Annotated in this window: 19 protein-coding genes; 15 read left to right on the forward strand and 4 right to left on the reverse strand. The window is 43.3% G+C overall.

Annotated features, from left to right (window positions below; all coding sequences use genetic code 11):
- Positions 1-66: 66 nt before the first annotated feature.
- Positions 67-951: a HEPN domain-containing protein gene (locus tag CLV31_RS19600; RefSeq protein WP_111394785.1), complete on the forward strand. Its 885-nt coding sequence runs from the start codon at positions 67-69 to the stop codon at positions 949-951.
- On the opposite strand, the gene CLV31_RS19605 is transcribed toward CLV31_RS19600, so the two are convergent.
- On the reverse strand, positions 934-1,155 hold the full coding sequence (locus tag CLV31_RS19605) for a helix-turn-helix transcriptional regulator (RefSeq protein ID WP_111394786.1): 222 nt from the start codon (positions 1,153-1,155) through the stop codon (positions 934-936). The two genes, CLV31_RS19600 and CLV31_RS19605, sit on opposite strands and share 18 nt — an antisense overlap.
- A 1,211-nt stretch (positions 1,156-2,366) precedes the next feature.
- Here CLV31_RS19605 and CLV31_RS19625 point away from each other — a divergent pair.
- The 3 genes from CLV31_RS19625 (at position 2,367) to CLV31_RS19635 (ending at position 9,012) form a co-directional block, all read left to right on the forward strand.
- Positions 2,367-4,364: a TlpA family protein disulfide reductase gene (locus CLV31_RS19625; RefSeq protein WP_111394790.1), complete on the forward strand. Its 1,998-nt coding sequence runs from the start codon at positions 2,367-2,369 to the stop codon at positions 4,362-4,364.
- Positions 4,361-7,579 (forward strand): SusC/RagA family TonB-linked outer membrane protein, encoded by a 3,219-nt coding sequence (locus tag CLV31_RS19630; RefSeq protein WP_111394791.1) that lies wholly within the window; start codon positions 4,361-4,363, stop codon positions 7,577-7,579. The genes CLV31_RS19625 and CLV31_RS19630 overlap by 4 nt, the downstream gene beginning before the upstream one ends.
- Before the next feature lie 74 nt (positions 7,580-7,653).
- Complete coding sequence (locus CLV31_RS19635; protein ID WP_111394792.1) at positions 7,654-9,012, forward strand: RagB/SusD family nutrient uptake outer membrane protein; 1,359 nt, start codon at positions 7,654-7,656, stop codon at positions 9,010-9,012.
- Positions 9,013-9,044: 32 nt separating this feature from the next.
- On the opposite strand, the gene CLV31_RS19640 is transcribed toward CLV31_RS19635, so the two are convergent.
- Positions 9,045-9,296, reverse strand: coding sequence for a hypothetical protein (locus CLV31_RS19640; protein WP_111394793.1), 252 nt, complete (start codon positions 9,294-9,296; stop codon positions 9,045-9,047).
- 496 nt (positions 9,297-9,792) lie between these two features.
- The gene (locus CLV31_RS19650; protein ID WP_111394795.1) at positions 9,793-10,221 is read right to left on the reverse strand and encodes a MauE/DoxX family redox-associated membrane protein; all 429 of its coding nucleotides are present in this window, start codon (positions 10,219-10,221) and stop codon (positions 9,793-9,795) included.
- A 444-nt stretch (positions 10,222-10,665) separates the two neighbouring features.
- Between CLV31_RS19650 and CLV31_RS19655 the strand changes: the two genes are divergently transcribed.
- The 3 genes from CLV31_RS19655 (at position 10,666) to CLV31_RS19665 (ending at position 13,014) form a co-directional block, all read left to right on the forward strand.
- A complete protein-coding gene (locus tag CLV31_RS19655; protein WP_111394796.1) occupies positions 10,666-10,902 on the forward strand; it encodes a hypothetical protein in 237 nt (78 codons plus the stop codon).
- Between the two features lie 275 nt (positions 10,903-11,177).
- Positions 11,178-12,320 (forward strand): histidine kinase, encoded by a 1,143-nt coding sequence (locus CLV31_RS19660; protein ID WP_111394797.1) that lies wholly within the window; start codon positions 11,178-11,180, stop codon positions 12,318-12,320.
- A complete protein-coding gene (locus CLV31_RS19665) occupies positions 12,280-13,014 on the forward strand; it encodes a LytR/AlgR family response regulator transcription factor (RefSeq protein ID WP_111394798.1) in 735 nt (244 codons plus the stop codon). The genes CLV31_RS19660 and CLV31_RS19665 overlap by 41 nt, the downstream gene beginning before the upstream one ends.
- Positions 13,015-13,032: 18 nt before the next feature.
- Here the strand turns inward: CLV31_RS19665 and CLV31_RS19670 are convergent, their stop codons facing one another.
- Positions 13,033-15,651: a lantibiotic dehydratase gene (locus CLV31_RS19670; RefSeq protein WP_146250937.1), complete on the reverse strand. Its 2,619-nt coding sequence runs from the start codon at positions 15,649-15,651 to the stop codon at positions 13,033-13,035.
- Positions 15,652-16,107: 456 nt separating this feature from the next.
- Between CLV31_RS19670 and CLV31_RS19675 the strand changes: the two genes are divergently transcribed.
- From CLV31_RS19675 to CLV31_RS19710, 8 genes are all read left to right on the forward strand, one after another.
- Positions 16,108-16,302 (forward strand): hypothetical protein, encoded by a 195-nt coding sequence (locus tag CLV31_RS19675; protein WP_111394800.1) that lies wholly within the window; start codon positions 16,108-16,110, stop codon positions 16,300-16,302.
- A gap of 241 nt (positions 16,303-16,543) precedes the next feature.
- Positions 16,544-17,203, forward strand: coding sequence for a DUF6266 family protein (locus CLV31_RS19680; protein WP_111394801.1), 660 nt, complete (start codon positions 16,544-16,546; stop codon positions 17,201-17,203).
- 203 nt (positions 17,204-17,406) lie between these two features.
- Positions 17,407-18,153 carry a hypothetical protein gene (locus CLV31_RS19685; RefSeq protein ID WP_111394802.1) on the forward strand — a complete coding sequence of 249 codons (747 nt, stop codon included), beginning with the start codon at positions 17,407-17,409 and terminating at the stop codon, positions 18,151-18,153.
- A gap of 4 nt (positions 18,154-18,157) precedes the next feature.
- A complete protein-coding gene (locus CLV31_RS19690) occupies positions 18,158-18,586 on the forward strand; it encodes a DUF5675 family protein (RefSeq protein ID WP_146250938.1) in 429 nt (142 codons plus the stop codon).
- Positions 18,562-18,789: a hypothetical protein gene (locus tag CLV31_RS19695; RefSeq protein WP_111394804.1), complete on the forward strand. Its 228-nt coding sequence runs from the start codon at positions 18,562-18,564 to the stop codon at positions 18,787-18,789. Before CLV31_RS19690 ends, CLV31_RS19695 begins: the two co-directional genes overlap by 25 nt.
- A 122-nt stretch (positions 18,790-18,911) precedes the next feature.
- Complete coding sequence (locus tag CLV31_RS19700; RefSeq protein WP_111393442.1) at positions 18,912-19,166, forward strand: hypothetical protein; 255 nt, start codon at positions 18,912-18,914, stop codon at positions 19,164-19,166.
- Positions 19,167-19,810: 644 nt separating this feature from the next.
- A complete protein-coding gene (locus CLV31_RS19705) occupies positions 19,811-23,029 on the forward strand; it encodes an RHS repeat domain-containing protein (RefSeq protein ID WP_111394805.1) in 3,219 nt (1,072 codons plus the stop codon).
- Positions 23,030-23,039: 10 nt separating this feature from the next.
- Positions 23,040-23,501, forward strand: coding sequence for a hypothetical protein (locus tag CLV31_RS19710; protein WP_146250939.1), 462 nt, complete (start codon positions 23,040-23,042; stop codon positions 23,499-23,501).
- Positions 23,502-23,509 lie beyond the last annotated feature (8 nt).

Below are 23,509 nucleotides of genomic sequence, written 5' to 3' on the forward strand. Positions count from 1 at the left end.
TATAGATTTTAGTGAAATTACATATGTTTCAATGCAGGGTTTTGTTATTTTTAGTAATTTGGAACCATGAATTTGAACGAGAAATTATCCCGTTTGCCAAAACCTAAGCAAGAAGAAATTGCCAAAGCCTTGGATATTATTCTGAAAATTGCTAATCCTGAGAAGGTGATCCTTTTTGGAAGTTATGCCAAAGGTAAATGGGTGGATGATATTACTATGGAAGATGGAATAACTTTCCATTATCAGAGTGATTTTGATTTTTTGGTGGTGATAAAGGATGATTCAATCAAAGAATTTGAGCTAAAAAGTAAAATTGAAAATAGGGCATTCAATTCCGTTCGAGGTATTGTAAGTCCTCTTGTCCATAGCATTGATTACATCAATGAGGGGCTTATTGTTGGACAGTACTTTTTTAAGGAAATTATCGAAGAAGGAATCTTACTTTATGATACTGGGACTTCCTCTTTTGTCTCACCAAAGGAGCTTTCGCCTTTCCAGATGTTTGAAAGAGCCCAAGAATATTTTGAGATTTGGTTCCAGATGGGTAAGGATTTTTTAATCGATGGAAATAATTGCTTGAAAAGGGGAAGTTTCAGGAAGGCAATGTTTGAATATCATCAAGCCGTCGAACATTTTTATGCTTCTATTCTTTTAGTATTAAAAGGATTTAAGCCTAAGTCTCATAATATTGAAGGTTTGAGAACTTATTCAAAACACCTTAGTAGTGAGTTATTCCTATTATTCGATTTTTCTAGTGACAACCCATCTGAACGACTTCATCTGGAAGCTTTAAAAAAAGGTTATATCGATGCTCGATACAGCCGAAAGTACAAAGTTTCCTTAGAGGACTGTGTTTTCGTCAAAAAGAAGGTAAGTAAAATGCAAGCCATAGTTAAAAACGCATGTTTATCAGAAATGCAAAAACTTAAAAACTCACTCAAATCTGAATAAATCTTCAATTTTTACTTCAAGGGCATTAGCAATTTGCAATACCAAATATGCTGAAGGATTTACCAATCCCCTTTCAAGTCGGCTAATTGCTTGATAGTCTTTCTCAATAAGGTCACCAAGTTTTCCTTGAGTTAGGTTTTTTTCCTCTCTTAAGGTTTTAATTTTTCGCCCCAATTTTATTCTAAAATCCTCCAAACCTTCCATTAGGAGGGAATTTGGGCACTATATGAAAAAATATACTAAACATATTTGTTTTATTAGGTGAGATTATTTATGTTTGATTACTTATCATCCTCATTGCCGGTCTGAGAAGCCATAAACCGTGGATGATGAATAATTTGAATTACGACATTGGAAGTGCGGCCTCCCATTTATTGGATCGAGGCTCGGGCATCTTCTCAGGCCCCAGCAATGGGACAGGGAGGCTAGCACTTCCGGTACATTGGTTGATAGCCCGTATTGGTCAGAAGACCGGGGGCTCCTTTGAGATTCTGTTTCCTAGGAAACCGAAGAATCCCATCTGAGGGTTTTACGATTCACTTTTCTACTCGGATTGCTCCTTTGCGCAGGGACACACCACTACTAATCCGAGGTTCCTTTTCCTAGTCAAACCTATTCTTTGTCGCCAGAAGTATTCCTTGGCACGGTGGAAATCCATGATTTCTTTGAAGTATCTGGCCTGCCTGCCGAAGGTAGGTATCAAGTATCAAAAAGTGGACGAACCGAAATCCGAATTCCGCAATCCGAAATTCCAATTTCTTCAATTATGTCAGCACGTTCAATCCCGACTCCCAGAGTCCTCCAGAGCACCAAGCTGCTCTTCAAAAACCTGATCAAAAACCCCACCTGATCATTTTTCGCCCCTGATTGCTCCCGTACCTACGGGACTACCACTACGAATCAGGGTGTACCACGCGTCATTAAGGAAAATCCAAAAGCTGGATTGTTACCGTGAACCCACTATCTCACCGACCTGGTGTATTTCACTCCGACGTAGGAGGAGTGTATTTCGCGCTAGCATATCTCAGCAAAGCGATATCTCGTGAAGCATAGTTCAGCGGAGCGGTATCTCTTTCCTTGTGACGCTCCAAGAAGGAGCCGATCGACTGCAGCGTATCTTTTTCCTTCTACTATCTACCTATTTCTTAACCCATTGATTGCTTGTCTTATACGGAGTCAGGATGGAATGCTATTTCCTAAAGTGAAATATCATTGAAATACAGTTGAAATAAAGCCGCCTTCGACGTCTGAAATACTTGAACCCGATTCGGAACCCCATATTTCACCGACCGCAGGGAGGTGTATTTCACTCCGACGCAGGAGGAGTATATCTCGCGCAGCATATCTCAGCGCAGCGGTATCTCGCGCAGCATATCTCTCCCTAATCCAAGCAATCATTACAAACCACTAGTAGCATGAAAAAATTTCTATTCACATGCTTCCTGGCATTGCCATGCCTTTTCGGAAGCACAACGGTACTGAGAAAAGTTGCTGAGTCACCCCCCGAACCGCCTTTACATCGATTGGCGGTTCACGTCTCTCCACATTCAGGAGACACCCATCGGGGCGGGCTATTCTCCCGTCCCGATACCTTCGCTCAGCTAGATAACTCAGCAGAAACCTCTGTTGAAGCCATCTACACCACCGATGTATCGGCCATTGACGGTGGGCCCATACTTCGGTCATCGGACATCCGACACCCGACATCCCTTCCGTCTTCCGTCTCCGCCTGCCCGCCGTGGCGGGGTCTTCCATCTACTTCGAAATTAAATTTTGGTTTAGTTGATAGCTACCTTGACATGGGTGCAGGGGAGGAGGCCACCAGTCTCCAACCCGCCCCGGTCACGGTCTTGGCTCATCCAACACCTGTCATCCCGCACCCCGCATCCGTCATCTGGGGACGAATCTCCGAATACGGCGACCGATCCCAAATCAAGCTTACCATTTACCCGGAATACTACTTTCCAAGTACCAAGGCACCGGGTTCCAACCTGCTTTATCTGCCCCTCAAACTTGGGAACATCATGGAAGGTGGCTATCCCAAAGACCGATCCTTCCAGTACAATCTTGAATCCAGAAATCAGAAACAGTGGTTTTCTTTATCCCTAGGCGAGACAAGCGCCTTTTTGGACAGATTCCTTATTGAAGCCGGTGACAGTATTCAGGTTTTTCTCAACCTGGAATCCAATGCCCTGGTATTTGCAGGTCCTGCAGCAGAGAAATTTAAACTCCAGCAGGGACTTGCCCTGATCGCAGCCGAAGCTATCGCCAGAACTACGCCTGTCCTCTATACCCAAAACCCGGAACTGGTCCTTCAGGATCCGGAATACCGCGCTCAAATGGAAGAAGCCAAAGCGAGTGCTGGGCCGGTGCTTGAGATCAAAAAGCGGAGCATGTCTGAACTTGATAGACTGGCAAATTATGATGTCTATCAGGAAGGCGGCCAGTTACTCGAGTCATGGAGCTGGATTGATTCTTTCACCGGAAGAGTCCCTGAGAATTATCAGGCCTTTTTCAGAAAGGAAGCCGAACTCAGCGCATGGAAGCAATACATGAATAAAATTTATTCCCACCTGATTTATGCTTCCAAAGAAAGTAGGGATACGCTGTTTATTGAGCGTGCAAAGGAAGTTGGACTTCATGCTATCAGAAAGGCAGAAACCTTTTTGGAGGAAAATCTGGATCCAAGTTCGGCGGCAATGATGGATTACCTCTCCGCCAAAACCAAACTTCAAAGCTTGATTTTCGACAAAGATTTGATGGATGTTGCGGAATTCATCCCACAGCACTACTGGCGGGAAAAATATCTGGTAAGCCATTTCTATGAATCCTACCAGCGAATAAGCCAGGTTGATGAGCAACTGGAGCATTGGATATCTACTGTTGAGAACCCTGACTTTCGTCAGCGCCTGATAGAAATCCGAGACCTAAAAGGCTCAGGAAAGCTAGTCTCAGGATTCGAGTTCCTGGACGATAAGGGGGATTTAAAAACCTTCGAAGAGGTAAGTCAGGCCGATTTGATTCTGGTGGAATTCTGGATCACGGGCTGCAAAGCCTGCGTGGCTTTCAATGAAAGAACCTTAGCTGTCCTGAAAGAAAAGTTTGGGGAGGACCCCAGATTTCAGATTATCACCGTCTCCGCTGATTTCAATCCGGAACTCTGGAAATCCAGCCTTGAGTCCGGCAGATATACCCAACCTGAATTCACCAATCTCTATACAGGCCCACGCAATCGAAACCACCCGTTCTTGGTCCGATACGGGATCAGTTCCTTTCCCAACCGCATCCTGATCAACCGGGAAGGCAAGTTTGTCCAAACTTCCCAAGTTCCCTTTCTGGCGCCGGATCTGATTCAACTCATCGAATCCTATTTAGAACCAAATTCATCTACTAACCCTACTAATACATTATGAAGCATTTAGCAATCCTACTGCTGCTACTTGGGTCCTGGGCTTTCCCGAGCTTGGCCCAAAATCAGGAACTGTTCCGTGGCAGAGTCATTTCGGGAGAAAGCAGGCAGGCCCTGCCTGGGGCCACCGTCAAAGTTGGGGACACCCAAACTGTCACCATCTCTGATGAAAATGGAGAATTCCGTCTCAGACTCCCTCAGGGAGCCTATAAGCTGCTCATAAGTTTCATCGGTTTTGAATCGGTCGAAATCAGTGTTTCGGTTCCTCAGTCCGAACCCACGATCATCACTTTAATTCCATCAGATCTTCAGCTTGCGGGTGTGGATGTTATGTCCACGGGCTATCAGGATATCCCCAAAGAAAGGGTGACAGGCTCCTTTGTCACAGTTGACAATGAATTGATCAATCGAAGTGTCAGTCCGGATATCATTTCCCGACTCAATAATGTCACTTCCGGGTTGCTGATCAATCCACAGGCAGGAGCGAATCAACAACTATCCATCCGTGGGCAAAGTACCTTTCTTGCCAATACCCAACCCCTGATCATCGTGGATAATTTCCCTTATGACGGTCCCCTGGAAAATATCAATCCCAATGATGTAGAAAGCATTACAGTCTTGCGGGACGCCGCTGCGGCTTCTATCTGGGGAGCTAGGGCCGGGAATGGAGTAATTGTCATCACCACAAAAAACGGAGAATATAAGCAGCCTCTTAGGGTTTCCTTCAATGCCAACACGACCATCTTTGAACAACCGGATGCCTTCTATGCCCAAAAAATGAGTCCTGCCGATTTTCTGGAGGTGGAAGAGTTACTGTTTTCCAGAAATTTCTACAATTCGGCACTGACATCGCCTAACCGCAATCCTATTTCCCCGGGAGTTGAGCTCTTGGATGCCTTGCAAAGGGGACAGATCACTCAGGATGAAGCAGACAGACAGTTGGCCGCTTTGAGAGGGCTGGATTTGAGAAATGATATAAACCAATATTTCTACCAACCCCAAATTGATCAGCAATACGCCTTTCAGGTGAGCGGAGGAGGGGAGAAGCAGCGATTTGGAATTTCTCTCGGATATGATGCAACCCGTGAAAACATTAAGGCCAATGACCGAAACCGGATTTCATTCAAAGGCAACCAGGAATTCATGCTGTGGAAAGGTCGAATTACCCTATCCAACCAACTTGCACTGATTCAAAATCGGAGTACGGTTAATAATCAAGGCCTTCAGGAGTTGGTAATTTCTCCGGGAACCGAACTTTATCCCTATGCCAGACTTACTGATGACCAAGGAAATCCCCTTCCGGTGGTTCGTGATTTTAGAAGGAGTTACGTTTTGGGAGCTGAAGAAGCGGGTTTCTTAAACTGGGAATATTTCCCATTGAATGATATTGGCCAATCAGTGGTCTCCAATAGATCCACAGAAATCCGTTGGACGAGCGGACTGGTTTTCAAACTGGCAAAAGGGCTTCAGGCAGAAGCAAGTTACCAATATTGGAACAACTCCGCTTCAAGGGAAAATTACAACAGTCCTGAAAGCTATTTCTCCAGAAATCTGATCAATACTTTTTCCCAACGGAGGCAAGATGGTTCGTTTGTTTATCCGGTGCCAAGGGGAGCGATACTGGATAGAGCATCTTCAGATGGAGTCAGCCATCAGTTTCGAAGCTTAATCCGCTACTCAGGAACCGTTGGTAAGCACAGTATAAACGCATTGGCAGGATTTGAGGCAAAAGATTACCAGTTTAATTCGTATTCCAACCGCTTTTATGGCTACAACCGAAAGCTTGCCAGCACTATACCCGTGGATTATATTAATACCTATCCCTACTCTTATAATCCTTCACTTTTAAGAAATATTCCGTTTTCTACAGGATTAATGGACTTGACTGACCGATTTCTATCTTACTATGGAAATGTCGGATATACCTATGACAACAAACTGGATGTCACCTTAAGTGCAAGAAAAGACCAGTCCAATCTTTTTGGAGTCAGAACAAATCAACGTGGAGTTCCGCTCTATTCCTTGGGTTTGGGTTGGGCAATTAGTGAGATGAGTTTCTACAAGTTTGACCAGCTGCCATATTTGAAGGTCAGAACTTCCTATGGCTATAACGGAAACATTGACAAAAGCCTGACAGGAGAAACTACAGCGCTGTTTCTGACCAGTTCTCCTTTCGGTTTTAATTCCGGAACCCCTTTCGCCAGAATCATTAATCCACCCTATCCGGACCTCCGATGGGAGCGGATTAAAATAATAAATCTGGGAGTGGATTTTGAAACCAAAAACGGCAGACTTTCAGGTTCGGCGGAATACTACTGGAAAAATGGGCTTGACCTGATAGCCAGTACCCAACTACCTCCATCCAGCGGCCTGGATTCTTTCAGAGGCAATTCTGCAAATACTGCCGGACAGGGTATGGATATTATCCTGAATACCAAAAACCTTCAGGGTGTGTGGAACTGGGATACTCAAATCCTATTCAGCACCAACAAAGAGATTGTGACAAAATACCTCCTGGAGGAACCGGTGAATAATGTGCTCATCGACGGGGGCTTTGGCTTTGGTTCAGTCTCACCGGTAGAGGGCTATCCTTTGTATCCCTTGTTCAGTTACCGATGGGCAGGGCTGAGTGCTGACACTGGAAATCCGATGGGGTATTTGGACGGAAGTCCATCCGACAATTTCCTGGCAATCATCCAGAATTCTGGAATTGAGGATTTGGTGTTTCATGGATCAGCCAGACCTACGGTTTTTGGAGCGATCCGAAATACAGTTGGGTGGAAAGGATTGTCCTTTTCATTCAACATTGCCTACAAGTTAGGCTACTACTACAGACGCAATTCGGTGCTGTATTCATCCCTTTTGGGAGGGATGCCAGGGCATTCTGATTATTCACTTCGATGGCAAAATCCCGGAGATGAGCTGATCACAGATGTGCCATCAGTCCCTCTGGTGCGAAATGTCAATCGTGATAACCTTCACCGTTTTTCTGAGGCGTTGGTCGAGCGGGGTGATCATATCCGCTTTCAGGATATCAGCATCAGTTACAGGTTTTCTGAAAATGCAAAGACTAGAAAAGTATTCAGTAATCTGGAAGTGTATTCCTACCTGAATAATCTGGGCATTATTTGGAAAGCTTCTTCCGATCCACTGGATCCTGAATTCCGAAACCTTAATCCCATGCGTTCCTTTTCACTTGGCCTCAGGGGTAATTTCTGATCCTGATCCTCCGGGAGATTTTCTCATAGGGATGGATTCAACCCGGGGGATTTTAACCTTAATTCTCTCTAATTATGAAAAATATCAATTATACAATCATCGCATTTGCACTGATAGTGATTAGTGGATGCACAGGCTTTCTAGATGAAAGGCCAAATAAGGGAATACTGATACCTACCACGGCGGAAGATATCAGGGCACTGTTGGATAATGACACAGATCTTAATGTTGTCCCGGCATTTGGCTTACTTTCTTCTGATGATTTGGTAATCAACGATCAGGGATGGGGATCCCTGAGTTCTCCCTCAGAGCAAAACGCCTACATCTGGAATGAAGAGGTGTGGGCAGGTGAGGCATCTGCCGATTGGGCCAGGCTCTATCGGGTTATTTTTGTTTCAAACATTGCCTTGGAACAGGCCGAATTGCTCCCCGCCAGCGAGGAGGTTTCAAAACTGAAAGCTGAAGCGTTATTTCATAGAGCTCATGCTCACTTTATGTTAGCGCAGGTATTTTCTCCAGCCTACTTTCAGGGAGTAACTGATCAGGAACTTGGAATCCCATTAAGACTGAACACTGAAATTCTTGAACGATCACCAAGAATTCCTCTTAGGGATTATTATAAGGTGGTAATTAATGACCTTGAAATCGCCTTTGAAAGCTTGCCTATGTCGGAGCCGTTAAAGACAAGGCCATCTAAGTTGACTGCCAAGGCTTTATTGGCAAGAGTTTACCTGACCATGGGAATGTATGACCTGGCAGAAGAGGCCGCAAACTGGATATTAGAAAGGCCTGAAGTATCACTCCTTAACTATCAGGATTTAAATCCCTCAACCACTTATCCCTTTGTGGTTTACAATTCTGAAGTGATTTTTAATTCCGTCATTTTATCCCATAGTTATGCCAGTGTGGGAAATGTCAATGTTTGGATCAATCCGGAATTGTATCAGAGATATGAGGAGGGAGATTTGCGAAAGGTATTGTTTGCGATACCCCGTGCAAATGGAGGGATTTCTTTCAAAGGACAGTACACAGGGAGAGCCGCAAGGTTTGGAGGAATTGCATTGGATGAAATGTATTTCATAAAAGCAGAATGCCTTGCCAGAAAAAATGATTCTGTGGGTGCACTTAAAACTTTAAACGATCTCCTGAAAACAAGATATAAGGTGGGGAGTTTTTCGGGCTTTGAGGGGCTTTCGGGTATAAACCTGCTCAAGAAGGTGTTGGAAGAAAAAAGGAAAAGCCTGGTTTATAGGGGGATCAATTGGATTGATTTGAGGAGGCTGAACTTTGAGCCAGCATTTCAGCGCACAATCGAAAGAAAGATTTCCGGTGTAACCTATCGATTGACTCCTTTGTCGAAAAAATATGTGTTGCCCATTCCGGATAATGAATTGAATTTAAACCCAATTGATCAAACTGATCGAAGAGATTGAACTAGTGGGGAGGTATGCCCTCCCCACAACTTTTAGGGTAAAATCCTGAAAGTACCATTTTGAATGACAGTGCCATTTGGCGAGTCATACAAGCAATCTCCAGTTGATACGCACTCATAATCCTCATCAGGTTCCCAAGTGGTCACATTGATGAATTGGCCTGGGTTTGCCGGATCTTCAGCAAACAGCTGATTCGGCACGGGATTGGCAATATTCATTGCCATGGCCAAGGTTGCTCCCAGCACCAATGCCAGTGCAGGAAGCAGTTTTTGAATTTTAATCATAACCAACGACCCTTTTTTAACCCATCAAAAAGGGACAAACCGTTTCATCCACTGCCTACTCTGAAAAGGGTTTTCGGCATCTCCCTTTTGGGGTTCATTGGTATTGACCAGTCTCTCACCCTGGCCATCGAGAGAAATGAACCTCTTTTTGTATTTTTTGCAGCCAATCCTTGCAACTATGTGGCTGCGGAGCGGTGATCCCACCTCACCGCTCCATTTTTTTAACCTTTGAGTGCGCCGCGGCGACTCGAAGGTTTGAATTAGTGTTCATTGCTTGGTCAAATTAGCAACTGCTCTGTATCCAGTCCTGCCTTCCAATAGGAAGGAATAAAACCTCGCCCCTGAGAGTGTCATCACTCACGGCTTTTAGAGTCAACTGTTGTCCTGCTTCTCCAGAAGCTGGACCCTTTATGTCGACACCCCGACAACTCGACAAACTCCATACTTCCTGACTCCCATACTTCCCAACCCCCATACTTCCTAGCTCCCATACTCCCTAACTCCCAAGCTTCCCCGCCTCCAACCTCAATCCCCAAACTGCCAACCCATTCAAGCCCAGATTTAGTATAAAGTGCTCTGCCCATCCAAGACTCTCAATGATCCCGGCACAGTTACAGGGTACCCGAGGAAAGGCTCCTACCCAGATCAGTCCCACATAAGTGATAAATACCGTCAGCAAAAGAATGCTTCCAAGGTATCCCCACCAGCGTGTGACAGAAAAAAGTAGGAGCAGGGCGATTAGCAACTCGATCCCGGGTATTGAAAAGGCCAGGTATTCTTCCAGCCAGTTGGGCATGGGTTGATTCAGAAAGGCCTTGCGACTCTGATCAAATCGGATCAGTTTTTCCAATCCGGTGTAGGCCCATATAAAAGTTAAAATTGCTGAGGGCCAGCTTGTGAAATTCAATTTCCCCTTCCTATCCATACTGCGCGATCATGTTGGGATAAAATTCTGCCAGGGAGAAAAAAATTAAAACTAAATGGTAAAATGAGCCGCTATTTTGGTAAAAATGGCTTGGAAAAGGGTAAAATTGGTGAATAGGGAGTCTTCAATTTTAGCTGAAATACAGCCAATTGCACCAAAGAATCAGTGGTAGAAGTCAATGGGTAAGACAGTCCTAAGTTTTATTTTGTTATATGAATTTTCTCAAATACTTCTCCATATTTATGGCATCTGTAGGTCAAAGTTTTTACAGGGCCATGATTTAATTCTAAGATTTCTTAATTCTAATCAAGTAAATACTTGCTAGTTAATTGATTTATATTAATTTAGGAGAGTAATTAATTTTGAGTTTTTCGAAAAACTGCTTTTCAGGTGGACAGGCTTTTGCAAGGATTTAGCCGGTCTTTTTGTAAAATTTCCTAACTAATGGATTTAAAAGGTAGAATGGTGATTTATGCCCAGGACATCATGATCTTTACGGGAAGGAGCAGATCGTTTGCCTATAATGCGTTAAACGAAGTGAGGAGGCAAATTGGCAAATCCAAATCTAAATTATTGACCTTTCAGGAGTTTGCCGATTATCATGGTATCCCAGTCGATGAACTGATTGAATCAGTTCAAAAAGGAACCCAAAAAAAAGGACCGGGTAGTTCCCGATCCTAAACTGGGTATTTCCCACCGGAATGACGATCCGGTAATCTACCTGTTGAAAGTGTACATGGCTTTCGCCATCCTGATTTTGTGTTGGGATACTATCCCTGTCCGGAAATTTTAGATTCTAGTAATGGTGGTAAGGCATTCTCGAAAAAAACTGGCTGTGACGGACCTTGTTTTTTCGGAATTCAATTCTCCCATTGGATTGATTCGTGTGTTATTCAAGGCTTTCTTGAATTGCTGGTACGCATTTGAGTTTTTCATACTGTTTAATTTTGATTCAGATGAAAACTAGTATCCTCTTTTTTGTCAAAAAAGTAACAGGTAAAATCGACCATCTTAAGGGTAAAATCAGAGCGAAAGCAGGTAATTTCAGCTTTTCGAAGCTGGTTTGGGATTATCCCATTCTATTCTTGGGTATTTTCTGGACGATTTACTTTTTGCTGGATCTGATGATCACAACGTGGGTATTGGATTTATCTATTGATGATTTTCTTATTCCTATTTTTCATTGGCTTGGTGGTTTTTTTACCATGGTAGTGTATATAGGTTTCGTATTGCCATTATTTTTTAAGCAAAAAAGACGAATCCTAGCCTTGAATATTCTTGCTATATCGGCGGCAGGATTTATCATGCTGAAATTTGGATTAACCGAAGCCTTTAAAGCCATAGAAAGGATATCGATTGCTTTTATAGTCTATGAAAGTTTAAGGCTCTTTCAATACCTGTTTGTGACCGGATTGTATTGGAAAATGATTCAGGACCTTGAGGTTCAAAAGCAGAATTTGAAATTGAAGTTCGAAATGGAAATATTGGAACTCGAAAGGAGAGCCATGAAAATGAGCCCTCATTTTTTTCTCAATACGCTAACCATTTCAATCCATGAGGCGACCAGGGCCATACCCGAATTTTGGGATATCTACGGGGATTTGCTGAAACTCATCCGCTATTCATTTAAAGATTATAAGGCATCCAATTCCTTGCAGCATGAAGTTTCTGCCGTAGCGTGCTTTTTTAGGTGTCAATCTAAGAGATTTGAAAAGATGGCTGTTGACTTCCAATGTAGCGTACCTCGGGAAATTGCCAAAACTCTCCCTTTCCCCAAATTATGTCTCTTGACAGCCATAGAGAACCTTTTTTTTTACGGAGTTTATGAGGATCCTGAAAGTCCGGCATTGGTTAGTATTGATTTGAATACAGTTAATCCGAAAGTGCCTTTTCTTTCATTTAAGATTTCCAATAAAATCGATGCCAGCAAATCTGAACAAGGGCATGGGTTTGGGCTAAATGCGCTGAAAAATATCATGAAATCCCAATTTGGGAAGAATTTTGAGATGAAAATAGAGGAAAAAGATCTGCATTATTCACTTCAAATGACTGTATGTTATGCAAACTCAACCTATCCTGAAGATCGGACTTGTGGATGATGAACAAGGCCAGTTGGATTACCTGACAAATTTGATATCCAGAAATGAAGGGTATGAAGTAGCTTTTGCCAGTACGCAGCCTCTGGAAGCGCTCCAATGGATTCAAAACAATCCCATAGATATTCTGATCCTCGATTTAATTATGCCCAAACTCGGCGGCTTAGAGTTGGCCAAAAGGATTCAGGGTCTGCAAATTCCCATTATTATTTGTTCGGCGCATGGGGATTTGGCCCTGGAAGGCTATAAAATCAAAGCCTTAAGCTTTCTGGAGAAACCCTCTTCTCCGACCGATTTGACTGATGCTTTGGAGTATGCCAGAGAAATGTCTGAAAAGTTCAAATTGCACAGAAAGGTTTTTCAGGAAAATGTAATTGTAATAGGCAATAATAAGACGCTCGAAAAAGTGGTGATTCAAACTTCCGAGGTTTGTATTCTCGAGCAAAATGCGAAATTCACTAAAATCCATTTAATCAATGGTCAAATAGTGGAGGTGAAACAAACGCTGGATACTACTCTTGGACAGATGAAGAGTTCGACTATGATGCGTGTCCATAAATCATTTGCCGTAAATGCAGCTTATCTTCATAAAGTAAAGGGCTATGAATGTGAGATGAAAAACGGAGTCACTGCAAGGATCAGCAGGTCCCACAAAAAGGAATTTTATAGGCAGATTGCCGATGGTTTCTCCATCTAGATCAATACTCCATATGGCTCAAATGACGGATTGAATATGTCTGGTAATTTGAGGATTGGGCTGAATCATTTGGATGAGCCAATCTTCATTTTCCAAGATTCCGCTTCTGCTCGAGCCATATCTCCTTTTTCCCAATTCCCGGTATATCCGATACCAAAGTTCCAGTTCATGAACCCTGGCATCCAATGGAAAAAATCTGTTGACCATCATGTGCATATGATTCATTAAGAATGTTTTGGAGTAGCTGTTCCAGATGAAAGGATGACTTCTGAGAATTTCAAGGTATTTCCGATCCTCGAAGCCAAAAGATGAGTAATTATTGAGGTAGCTGAATCTGAATTTAAACTCGCTGGTCAATTGATTTTTTTGTTCTTTACACAACCATTTGAAGTACTCAAAAAATATCTCAGCCTTATCTAAGGAATAAATTATCCAAATCCATAAACCGGTTAAAAAATTCAGTTTTTGCTGCTGAGGTATGAGAAGATTGATATTGTAATCCGGGTGAAACCGGAATAGAAATTCACTTTCCAAACAAAAAAGTTTTTCCGATTTGGCATAATCCTCAAAACCATATTTTTCAGTTTCCGGAAAATAATGGGCTTTAGTCCAGGTAATCTCTTCCAGGTCGAGATGGCAGGTCAGGGATAACAAAAATTTTGACGTTTTCTTGGGCGTATAAATCCTCAATCGGATTTCATGTTCGGTCGATTTTTGGTAAACCAAGTAATACCACTTCGCCTTATACTTGAAACCTTCTATATGAAAATAGTCCCGAATGTATTCAAGTGTTTCCAACAGATCGGAATAGGGAGTTTTTAAAATCAGATAAATCCAATTCGGGTCTGAAAAATAAATGGGATTAAAAGGAGTTTGGATCGGTAGATGATCAATTTTCTGGGTGTGCCGATAGATGAATTGTGGAAATAGCGGAACCCTACTGGAATTGGAAATCAGGTCAGATTCAATCCACGGTGCTTCATTTAGGGTCAACTCTCCAGATCGATTGAGCTCTTGCCAAAGAATTTCCTGATCTGTCGGAATTTCTTTTTCAAGCAACAATTCCCGGTCCTCTATGCCTGCCAAAAATCTGCCCGGGATCTCTGTCTGCTCCAAATGGAATAGGAAAGAATCCTTGGTCTTAAAGGAAGATCGTGCCAGCTTCCAGGATTTTGGCTGAATGATCAAATCTCCCCATTTAAGTTCTAAACCTGTTCCCAAATTTTTTCCATTTGGTGTATAAGCTAAAAATTTGTAATGATCCTGTAGCGCAATTTGCCAGAGTAGCTTCATTAGTGGATGTGTGATCTGATCTCCATGAAGCGGGTGAAGGACTACTGGGATAATTTCCTTTTTACATTGATGGTGCAAAAGGTAAATCCTGTCTCCCTCGGCTCCTAGCCAAATATCATCCAGTCCAATCTGTTTTTCTGAGACTTTGGGTAGGGGACTGATTTTCCAGTCAAACAATTCGGCTCCTTCGCAGATTGCCTGAACTTTTGGAGATTCAAAAAGATCCAATTGCGCAAAAATCAAATCCTTGGATGCATAGATGCTTTCTTTAAGCGTCTTTCCGTAATCCTGAAAATAAGAATATTGGTTAAACCTTCCCAAATAAGCAAAAGGGCGATTGCAGACCATATTTTCAATGATCGGATTTCCATCTTTTCCAATTCTGAATACAAGTTGAAGGTCATGAATACCTCTTGGTAAGCGTGCTTTGGGAACGAGCTTTTTTAGATCCAGTGAATCGGGAAGGTGATTTGGGATAGTGGCCTTAGGAGGAGGAGGTGTTTTTCCAAAAATCATCTGTTTCTCCAAAAAATCAGAATCAGATAAAAGAGCGTATAAACAGATTTGTCGGTCATCGTACCTATCCACAAACCATTTGATGAAATCTTTGGTATAGGAATTTTTGGATTCCACAAACAAGCCTCCGGATTCAGCGATAAATTCATCCAAAACTTCTTTGACTTGATAAGAAATGTGCATTTGGTCAGGAACTTCAGCATTGATGCTCTGGGCCACAGAAGAAGTATATTGGTGACTTGGATAGAAAAATCCGGTAGAAAGCAGCTCCTCCAGTTTCTCTTCATCCAGGTTTGGCTTTTTAAATTCTGGTTTTTTCCCTTGACAATCGACTGCAATGTTGTGGTATGCTATTGAAAGAAATTTGTCCAAAAAATCATTTTTTTCAATTTTGGATTGACACCATTTGGAAAGTCTCCTATCATAGGTTAACGCTTGATGATAACCAAATCTAAGGGTCAATCCCGGCATGGGTATAAAAACCTGCTCTGCAAGTTTTCCATTCAAATTGTGAGAATTTAAAGGTTTGCTTTGATGAAAATGGGGATTAAGGGAAGGTGGTCCTTGCGTGGTTTTTGACCAAGATGCCAGTCCCATTCCAGCTAATTTGCCAAATGGAGTCGGACGAAATCTTCCTCTTATGAGGTATTTTCTCACCTTGAGCTGCAATGGCTCGGGAAGAGAAGCATAGGATCTAAATGCTATTGAATTAAAAAGATCGGGGCTACTGACTTCAATTGCCGCTAAGATTTTGCTCCAGTTTTGTTCCAGTTGGTCAAGATCATTGATCTCAAAATCAAACAGTGGAATTCGGTATATCAGATTCATGGCCTTTCGTTTCCCCAATTCTAACCGAACGCTATTGTCTGAAAAAGCTAAAGGAAAAAACGGTTGCCTCAACGGAAAAATTGGTCTGTTAAGAGGTAATTTCTATCAAGAGTTAGCGTTCAGACTTTCTCCAAAGAATGCATGATAGGATAGTCAGTTTGGATTAAGCAGTGACTAAATCCTTGTCCTGCTTTTCCAATTTTTAATTAAGAGTCCACAAATTCCACAGAATCCACCCACATTTTGATTTTTAATTGGCTTGATCCAGTTTCGTAGCAAGCAATTGCAGGTAGTTGATCATCAGTCTGATGATCGAATATATCGCGAGCGATATCGGGTTAAAGCTTAGGAGCTTTTGGAGAGCGATAGGAGCAGGGCGGCTTCCAGGTCAGCCCTTGCATCCGCTGCTTTTTTGGACAATACAGAATTCGAAGACTCATAAACAACTTACTCTTGATGCAAACCAAACGGTGTGTAATCTATGCCAAGGATATCCAACGGATCACCGGGCGTAGTGTACGGTATAGTCATGAGGTGATCCGTAAAATCCGTCACCTGACCGAAAAATCGAAAGGCCAGTATGTGACCGTGGCGGAGTTCTCTGCATTTTCGGGAATATCCGAATCTGAGCTTTCGGCCTACCTCAATTAAGTTGATTCCCCCAGCTAATCCAAGGCAGTCTACATTCAAAGTCTAGAGTAACTGCAGGGAGTCTTACATTTCCTTCGGGGATTGTACCGTCTCCCTACCTCCTGGATTCGGTCCGGGTATTGCCTCAGGCAATAAAATCCCGGTAAACAGACGGTAACCAAACCGTAAAATCGTCAGGGCCGCTGTAGGGCGACTACCCATTTACTATCCATCTGTTAAAACTTACAACTGACTACGAATTATGGCAATTTTAAATCATCCTTTTCTGGGCCAGATCTCAGGCAAACTGGGCAATCTGGTCATTTATCAGCTCAACGGAACCACCATTGTCCGGGAGAAGCCGCATTGGAAAAAGAGTTATCAGCCCACCACACTTCAGCTGCTGTATCAGCAAAAATTCAAGAAAGCGACCGAAGGACTGCGACCGCTGGGCAAATTGCTCGACCGGGGGTATGGGGAGTTAATTACCCCCACCCGTAAAGGCTTTCATCTTGCCCTGTCCCATACCCTAAAATCAGCCATGGTAGAGACCGAAGACGAGCCCAGGGTCAATTTTGAAGCGGTTTTAATTTCGACAGGTTTTGTTTCTCCCTTTGAAAATTACCGTTTGGAGTGGCTTGAAGCAGGTAAAATCCAGCTTCACTGGGAGTTTCGGGGCAATTACGGGAATGCCAGAGACACTGACCAGACCTGGATTGTCCTGTATAATCCTGACCAGGGCATTGTAGAGGAGTACCGGGAGTCGGTGTTTCGGAGAAGCCAGTCCCAAGAAGTTTTGTTATCTCCCAGAATAGACCTTTCCGGGGCATTTATTTACCTGTCTTTTTATCGAAAACTCAGGAATGAAAAACTGAGGTTTTCAAACTCGGTCTGTATCAATCTGGCAACCAACACAGGCTGAAGCAAAGGGAGGAGAAATCCCCAAACGATGAATATAAAGGGTCGGAAATAAGTATTCCGGCCTTTTCTTTTTCCCCTAATCTACTTAAAACCAGTGCGAGAAGTGGTAAAAAGTGCAGAAAACGGCAAGGAATGCATGTTTGGTTGAAACTTGATTTTTGGCCTTTCATCTTGGAGGTATGTTTCACTAAAACCCATTTAACTATGGCAAAACAGACGAGTATAATCACACTGAAGGGGAGAGTCGGGAGACTGTCCTTCTACAAGACCCGAGACGGCTACCTCGCCCGGGAAAAGGGAGGGGTGGAAAAATCCAGGATCATGAATGATCCGAGGTATGCCCGAACCCGGGAAAACATGCGCGAGTTTGCAGACAATGCCAATTCCACCAAGTTGGTGAAAGATGCCCTTCGTACGGTGACCACCAAGGTGAGCGATCAGCGCTTGGGCTTGCGGCTAAATCAACGGCTGATGAAAGTGCTCAAGTCGGATGAGATCAGTATCCGTGGGGAGCGCAAGGTGAAAAACGGCAACTGGGATTTGTTGGGCGGAATGGAACTGAACATCCGTGCTTCGCTGACCAAAACCCTGCTCTTTCAAATCCAGCCGGTGGACTCAGCGGCGACCTGGGAAATTCAGATTCCGGCATTTCTGCCCACCAATGAGATAGCTTATCCGGTGGAAGCACAGGGGTTTAAAATCACCGCCACGGGCGTGGGTTTGGATTTTGACGCCAATACCCGCTCTATCCAGACTTCGGCGACTCCCATTCTTCCGGTATCGGTTCCGATGGAAGCTACGGTGCTTTCCATTGATAAGTCCCAGTTGAGTGGCACCCATTTCCTGTTTGTGCTGAGCGTAGAGTTTTACCTCAATGTCAATCAGGAGGATTATCACCTGAACAACGGGGATTACAATGCGGGTCAAATCCTAGGGGTAAGTAAAACCTGAGCTGATGCGATTGCTTCTCAAACGTAGATACACTCCCCGGGGCACTCCGGGGAGGCTTTACCTGGGACATCGCCCACTCTGCCTGATGCGGGAAGCTCCCAAGGCCTGCTATGGCGGGGAGCATAGCTGCCTGAGCGAGGGCGTGTATGAGCTCCAGCCGGAACATAGCGAAGCGGAGGGTTGGATGATCCGGGTAGGGAAACAGGGCTGGATCAAATCCCTGGGCCCGGATCATCTTCCGACCTCCGGAATCATGGCCCCCGTGACCTGCTATCGGGCAGAGGGTAGACCCTTGTTTACCCGCTTGGCTTTTCAGCGCTTGTTCGATGAACTGGGCTGCTGTTGGGAGCGGGGAGAAGTAGTGGAGTTGCAGGTAGTGTCTGTGGGAGTTCCTTACCTCAGGGAATCATGCCGGATACCCTCGTACTCCTAGGTTGGGTAGGAGCGATCTTATCGCTGTTACTCTCGGTGATCGCCTATTTTCTGAAGTTGTTGATCCAGGACTTCAGGCAAATCAGGGATCAGTTTCAGGTGCTGAAAGAAGCAGTGGTCCGACTGGAAAGCCAGCAGGAATGGGTTAGGTCTTTTCTGGGCAAAGGAGCTGTTTCGAGAAGCCTGAAGAGAACTAGTATCTAGTATCTAGTATCAAGTAGCTAGTATCAAGAAGCGAGAGGCAAGAAGCAAGAGCCAAATCTCTAATCTCTTAATCTCTTATCTCTTAATCTCAAATCTCAAATCTCAAATTTTAAATCAAAACAATGAACACACTCCAAGAACTCCAATACCGGGCCGTTGCGCCCACGCCTCCTTTCTTCCAAAAGTTGAAGAGAGTGGGATTGATCATCGCAGCCGTAGGAATAGCCGTGGTCACCGCTCCGGGATTCGTTCCCGAGCTGGTGCAGTCCATCGCAGGCTACGCCATCACGGCAGGGACTATCCTGGTCAGCATTTGTCAGTTGACCGTGGATGAAGCCCGACTCGAGGATAAGCTCCTCTCGGGAATACACCATTAACCAAACAGACCCAATACAAAACCCGGACAGGCTTCCTGTACGGGTTTTTTCTAAAGGTTTAATGTATTCCCCTTAAAAAAAGTACTTCAGATAGATGCTTTTCCATTTTTTGGGTTTTCCTAAAACCATCCTTTTTCAACTAGGTTGAAAATGGGACTCATTTTCTGGAAATATGGATCCAACAATTGGGAATATGATTTTGGTCAGAATAATTGACCGGAAATGCAATGTTCTGGCAACAAACTCTAAGTAATAACCTAATGGGATATGCTCAGACAACTATGAAAAATTCTCTAATTGAATAGAGGTATTGGATTTTAGTATAAAATACTAATTTTTTTTCTTGATAATTATTAAGAAAAAATAGTGTTTATCCATGAAAATATCATAAAAATGTTCTTAAATTTTTTTGTGTTTGAATTTTCAAAAATTTTTTTTCAATAAACTCAAAAAACTTATTTCATCAAACAATAATCAGGATGTCCTAAAGAAAAAATATTTCGTCACGCTTTAAATTCGGTTTATTTCAAAATTTTATTTTGAATAATAAAAAAAATAACAAATTTCAATACCCTATATCGGGTATTTTTTATTTTATAGTTTTTGCTGAATTTTTGACATCAGAATTGTTAACCTTTTGTTTTATGAATAAGTTTTTTACCGCCGGGATTTTATTTTCCATGTATGTGTTTTTGCAACCGAGTCAACTTTTTGCCCAGTTGCCGGGGGATGTAGCCTCCCAGATTGAAAAAATTACACCTAAGTCGGCCCAAAATTCCCCCAATGCTGCCGGCATCCAAAAGTACGGGGATTTCAATGTGAACCTGTACACCGGTATACCCGATATCAGTATTCCTATTTTTGAGATAGATGCAGGGTCGATCAAGGTTCCTATTGTTTTAACCTACCATGCCGGAGGTATCCGGTATACTGATAAGGCTTCTTGGGCTGGATTAGGTTGGTCGATCCAAGCAGGTGGGCAGGTCACCCGAACTGTTAACGGCAAAGCAGACGAATCAAATTTTTTGTCCATAACCAATGACTACAACGTAGATCCCTTTAATTTCTGCGCAAATTTTAACTACAAGGAACTAACAGCTACAGGAACCAATGACCGGGAACCGGATTTGTTTTCTTACAATTACCCCGGTGCAAGTGGACGATTTGTCCTGAGACAGGGTGGGCAACCTCCTTTGTTATTTCCTGAAAGTGCAATCAAACTTGTACGCAGTCCAAATTATTTTGACATTACCGATACTCAGGGGTTAATGTATCGTTTTGGCGCGGACTGGAATGGACAGAACGGACATCGCGAATTGTTAAGTAGCTCTTCGGGATCCATTAACACTTCAGCGATCTCAACTTGGTACCTTCAGGAAATTAAAACCCAGCATTCTGATGATTATGTGACTTTTAAGTATCAGGATCTTGGGACAATCACAACCACAGAAGTTGAAAGCAATATTACCCTGATGGACCAGTGTAATACGGGAGATGCGGTTTTGCTTCCCTGTAACTCTTACAGTCCCGTAACCACTTTTGTTTCCACCAGCAGCACAATCACCCAATTAGCGTTGGATGAAATTTATTTTAAGACGGGTAAAGTAAGATTTGTTTTAGGAACTACCCGAACAGATTTGCCGGGAAGTCCATCCATTGAACGCTTGAGCAGAATAGAAATTTATTCCAAGCTAAACGGCCAATATTACCTGGAAAAATCTTATGTATTGCTCAATTCGGGCAATTTCAAGCTTGCCTCCAACAATGGAGATGCTCGAATGAAGTTGGATGGATTGGAAATAAGAGACGGTTCGAATACACTGATAAATAAGTACAGTTTTACCTACCATACCAATACATTTTCATGGGATTTGGTAGAAGGATCTCACCGCCGGGATTTATTTGGATTCTACAATGGGAAAACCAACAACACCAATCTGATTCCTCAGGAATCGGTCCAATATCAAGCCAACAGCTCTACAGGTGTAACGAATATTTCGATCGGGGGGGCAGACAGAAGCACCGATACTACTTTTTACAAAGAAGGGGTGCTCAAAAGAATCACTTTTCCTACTGGAGGATATACCGAATTTGAGTTTGAACCTCATAAGTATTCTGATGCGGGTGTAACCAAATATGGAGCAGGTCTGAGAATCAAGAAAATCATCAAGAATGATGGGCAAAACAGCTATAGCACCCTATACCGATATGGAAACAACGACGACGGATTTGGTCATAAAAATTTTGATGTCAGAAATTTCCATTTTTTAACCACCCAATATAAGCGGGATGTCGTTTCAGGTACACCAAATCAACGTCAGTTTCGGGTTAGGTCATGGGTCTCTAATTCGGTAGTAGGTCCTGGTTTTGATGACAGTCCGGTGGTTTATACCCGAATTGCTGAATATGCCAACGGCACAAATGCAAATGGAAAAACCATTTATGAGTTTGACAATAATGTCTTGATACCCGATGGGGTATTTACGGTCCAATATTCCAATAAAACTTGGAGAAACAGAAAAAGCTGGGAAAGGGGAAAACTTACCAAAGTTCTGAAATATGATAACCTCAACGCCTTAAAGGAGGTGGTTACCAAGTCTTACACCAAGTTTAAGGGACAGACCTTGAATATCGGACAGGCAGGGGCTCAAGTAATTATAGGGGAGGAAGTTGGAGGATTTTTCTACTATTGTCCGGGTACAGGAGGGGGATACCCATATGATGGCCACCGATACATGATTGCAACGCTTACACAGGACGTTGGGGTGTATCTGGAGACTACTTCCAAGCAGACGCTCTATTATGGATCGGATTCGGTAGAAAATCTGACTACCCGCGATTTTAATCCCACCTATCTTCAGCCTAGTTTTGAAGAAACGAGTACTTCACCTAATCCCATTTCTATTCGAAAAATCATCCGTTACAATTATGATATTGTAAATGCAGGAACCGTTTACACTGGGGCCCCGGAAGCCCTGAGGCAATTACTTCTCCGAAACATGCTTACTCCGGTAGAGCAGTATACGCAAGTTAGGGAGGCTTCTAGAGCCAATGTTGTCGTGGCAGGTCAAGTTACCAATTATGCTTTGGTTTCGGGTACGTCTTGGTATTTACCGTCGCAGGCTTACTTTTTGGAAACCGCATCACCTGTTCCCAGTAGCAATTACGCTCAGGTTTCGACCTCTGGAACAAGTGCACTTTCTAGGGATTCCAGATATAGGCTTAGGATGTCTATGACCGGCTATGATACCCGTGGTAATCTGATTCAATATAACCTTTCGGATGGGAGCACTCATTCAATAATCTACGGTTACGAAGGAGAATATGTAGTAGCTGAGGCTAAAAATTCAGCTTTGGGAAACATTGCATACACCTCATTTGAAACTAATGAGAAGGGAGGATGGACCTATGCCGGGGTAGAATCGGATGTGATGCAGGGAGAGGCCAAAACCGGGAATAAGGTATACCTTCTCAATAACGGTCAGGTCAGTAAATCTGTCTCTGGGGCGTATAAACTCAGTTTTTGGATCAGAAGGAATTCAGGTACAGCGGGTACCTTGACTATTAATGGCACTGCCTATACGGGTACAATAGACAACACCTGGCGGTTGGTGGAAGTAAATGGGTCGGGAAGTGTCACCATCAGCGGCTCAGGGACCCTGATAGATGAACTGCGGGTACATCCCACAGTCTCTCAGATGACTACCTATACCCATAGACCATTGGTAGGAATCCGATCCCAAGTTGATCCCCGAAATCAGGGGACTTATTATCACTATGATCCTTTTGGCCGGTTGGAAACGGTGACCAATGACCTGGGGCATGTTTTAAAGCATTACGAATACACCTACATCAAGCCTTAATCCAACTGATATGAGACTCTTTATTTTACTTATGCTTGTTAATTTTTCGATCCCCTGTTTTTCGCAGGATTTGGCTCCAAATGGTAACCTTTCCAAGGGGGATCAAAAGATGTTCGGAATCTGGAAATATGATGTTTCCATCCAAAAAAAGGAAATACCTGCAGCTAAGAATTTTTCAGCCGATGAGGCAGGCAAAGCCGAGGAAAAGAGATTTTGGAAAAAAACCGAATCATGGGTTTGCCACCTGAAAGAGGATAAGACCTTTTTAAGGGCCTGGGTCGAAAACGGGGCTTTGCAGGAAGAGGTGGGAAACTGGGTTTTTGATGAGTCATCTATGATATTGACCTTGAAGCTTGAAAAAGAAGAGCTGGCCTATGAAGTGGTTTTTCAGGAAAAGGGACAGCGTTGGAAGCCACTTAGGAAAGAGAAGGAAGAGTTTAATGTATTGTTTTTGAAACGTTTGGGGTCATGAGATCTGGC

Source organism: Algoriphagus aquaeductus (assembly GCF_003253485.1).
GTDB classification, from domain to species: Bacteria; Bacteroidota; Bacteroidia; order Cytophagales; family Cyclobacteriaceae; genus Algoriphagus; species Algoriphagus aquaeductus.

Excerpts from the sequence above, each read along its gene's own strand:
- CLV31_RS19600 (WP_111394785.1), top strand. The coding sequence starts at position 67 with ATGAATTTGAACGAGAAATTATCCCGTTTGCCAAAACCTAAGCAAGAA.
- CLV31_RS19605 (WP_111394786.1), bottom strand. The coding sequence starts at position 1,155 with ATGGAAGGTTTGGAGGATTTTAGAATAAAATTGGGGCGAAAAATTAAA.
- CLV31_RS19625 (WP_111394790.1), top strand. The coding sequence starts at position 2,367 with ATGAAAAAATTTCTATTCACATGCTTCCTGGCATTGCCATGCCTTTTC.
- CLV31_RS19630 (WP_111394791.1), top strand. The coding sequence starts at position 4,361 with ATGAAGCATTTAGCAATCCTACTGCTGCTACTTGGGTCCTGGGCTTTC.
- CLV31_RS19635 (WP_111394792.1), top strand. The coding sequence starts at position 7,654 with ATGAAAAATATCAATTATACAATCATCGCATTTGCACTGATAGTGATT.
- CLV31_RS19640 (WP_111394793.1), bottom strand. The coding sequence starts at position 9,296 with ATGATTAAAATTCAAAAACTGCTTCCTGCACTGGCATTGGTGCTGGGA.
- CLV31_RS19650 (WP_111394795.1), bottom strand. The coding sequence starts at position 10,221 with ATGGATAGGAAGGGGAAATTGAATTTCACAAGCTGGCCCTCAGCAATT.
- CLV31_RS19655 (WP_111394796.1), top strand. The coding sequence starts at position 10,666 with ATGGATTTAAAAGGTAGAATGGTGATTTATGCCCAGGACATCATGATC.
- CLV31_RS19660 (WP_111394797.1), top strand. The coding sequence starts at position 11,178 with ATGAAAACTAGTATCCTCTTTTTTGTCAAAAAAGTAACAGGTAAAATC.
- CLV31_RS19665 (WP_111394798.1), top strand. The coding sequence starts at position 12,280 with ATGCAAACTCAACCTATCCTGAAGATCGGACTTGTGGATGATGAACAA.
- CLV31_RS19670 (WP_146250937.1), bottom strand. The coding sequence starts at position 15,651 with ATGAATCTGATATACCGAATTCCACTGTTTGATTTTGAGATCAATGAT.
- CLV31_RS19675 (WP_111394800.1), top strand. The coding sequence starts at position 16,108 with ATGCAAACCAAACGGTGTGTAATCTATGCCAAGGATATCCAACGGATC.
- CLV31_RS19680 (WP_111394801.1), top strand. The coding sequence starts at position 16,544 with ATGGCAATTTTAAATCATCCTTTTCTGGGCCAGATCTCAGGCAAACTG.
- CLV31_RS19685 (WP_111394802.1), top strand. The coding sequence starts at position 17,407 with ATGGCAAAACAGACGAGTATAATCACACTGAAGGGGAGAGTCGGGAGA.
- CLV31_RS19690 (WP_146250938.1), top strand. The coding sequence starts at position 18,158 with ATGCGATTGCTTCTCAAACGTAGATACACTCCCCGGGGCACTCCGGGG.
- CLV31_RS19695 (WP_111394804.1), top strand. The coding sequence starts at position 18,562 with ATGCCGGATACCCTCGTACTCCTAGGTTGGGTAGGAGCGATCTTATCG.
- CLV31_RS19700 (WP_111393442.1), top strand. The coding sequence starts at position 18,912 with ATGAACACACTCCAAGAACTCCAATACCGGGCCGTTGCGCCCACGCCT.
- CLV31_RS19705 (WP_111394805.1), top strand. The coding sequence starts at position 19,811 with ATGAATAAGTTTTTTACCGCCGGGATTTTATTTTCCATGTATGTGTTT.
- CLV31_RS19710 (WP_146250939.1), top strand. The coding sequence starts at position 23,040 with ATGAGACTCTTTATTTTACTTATGCTTGTTAATTTTTCGATCCCCTGT.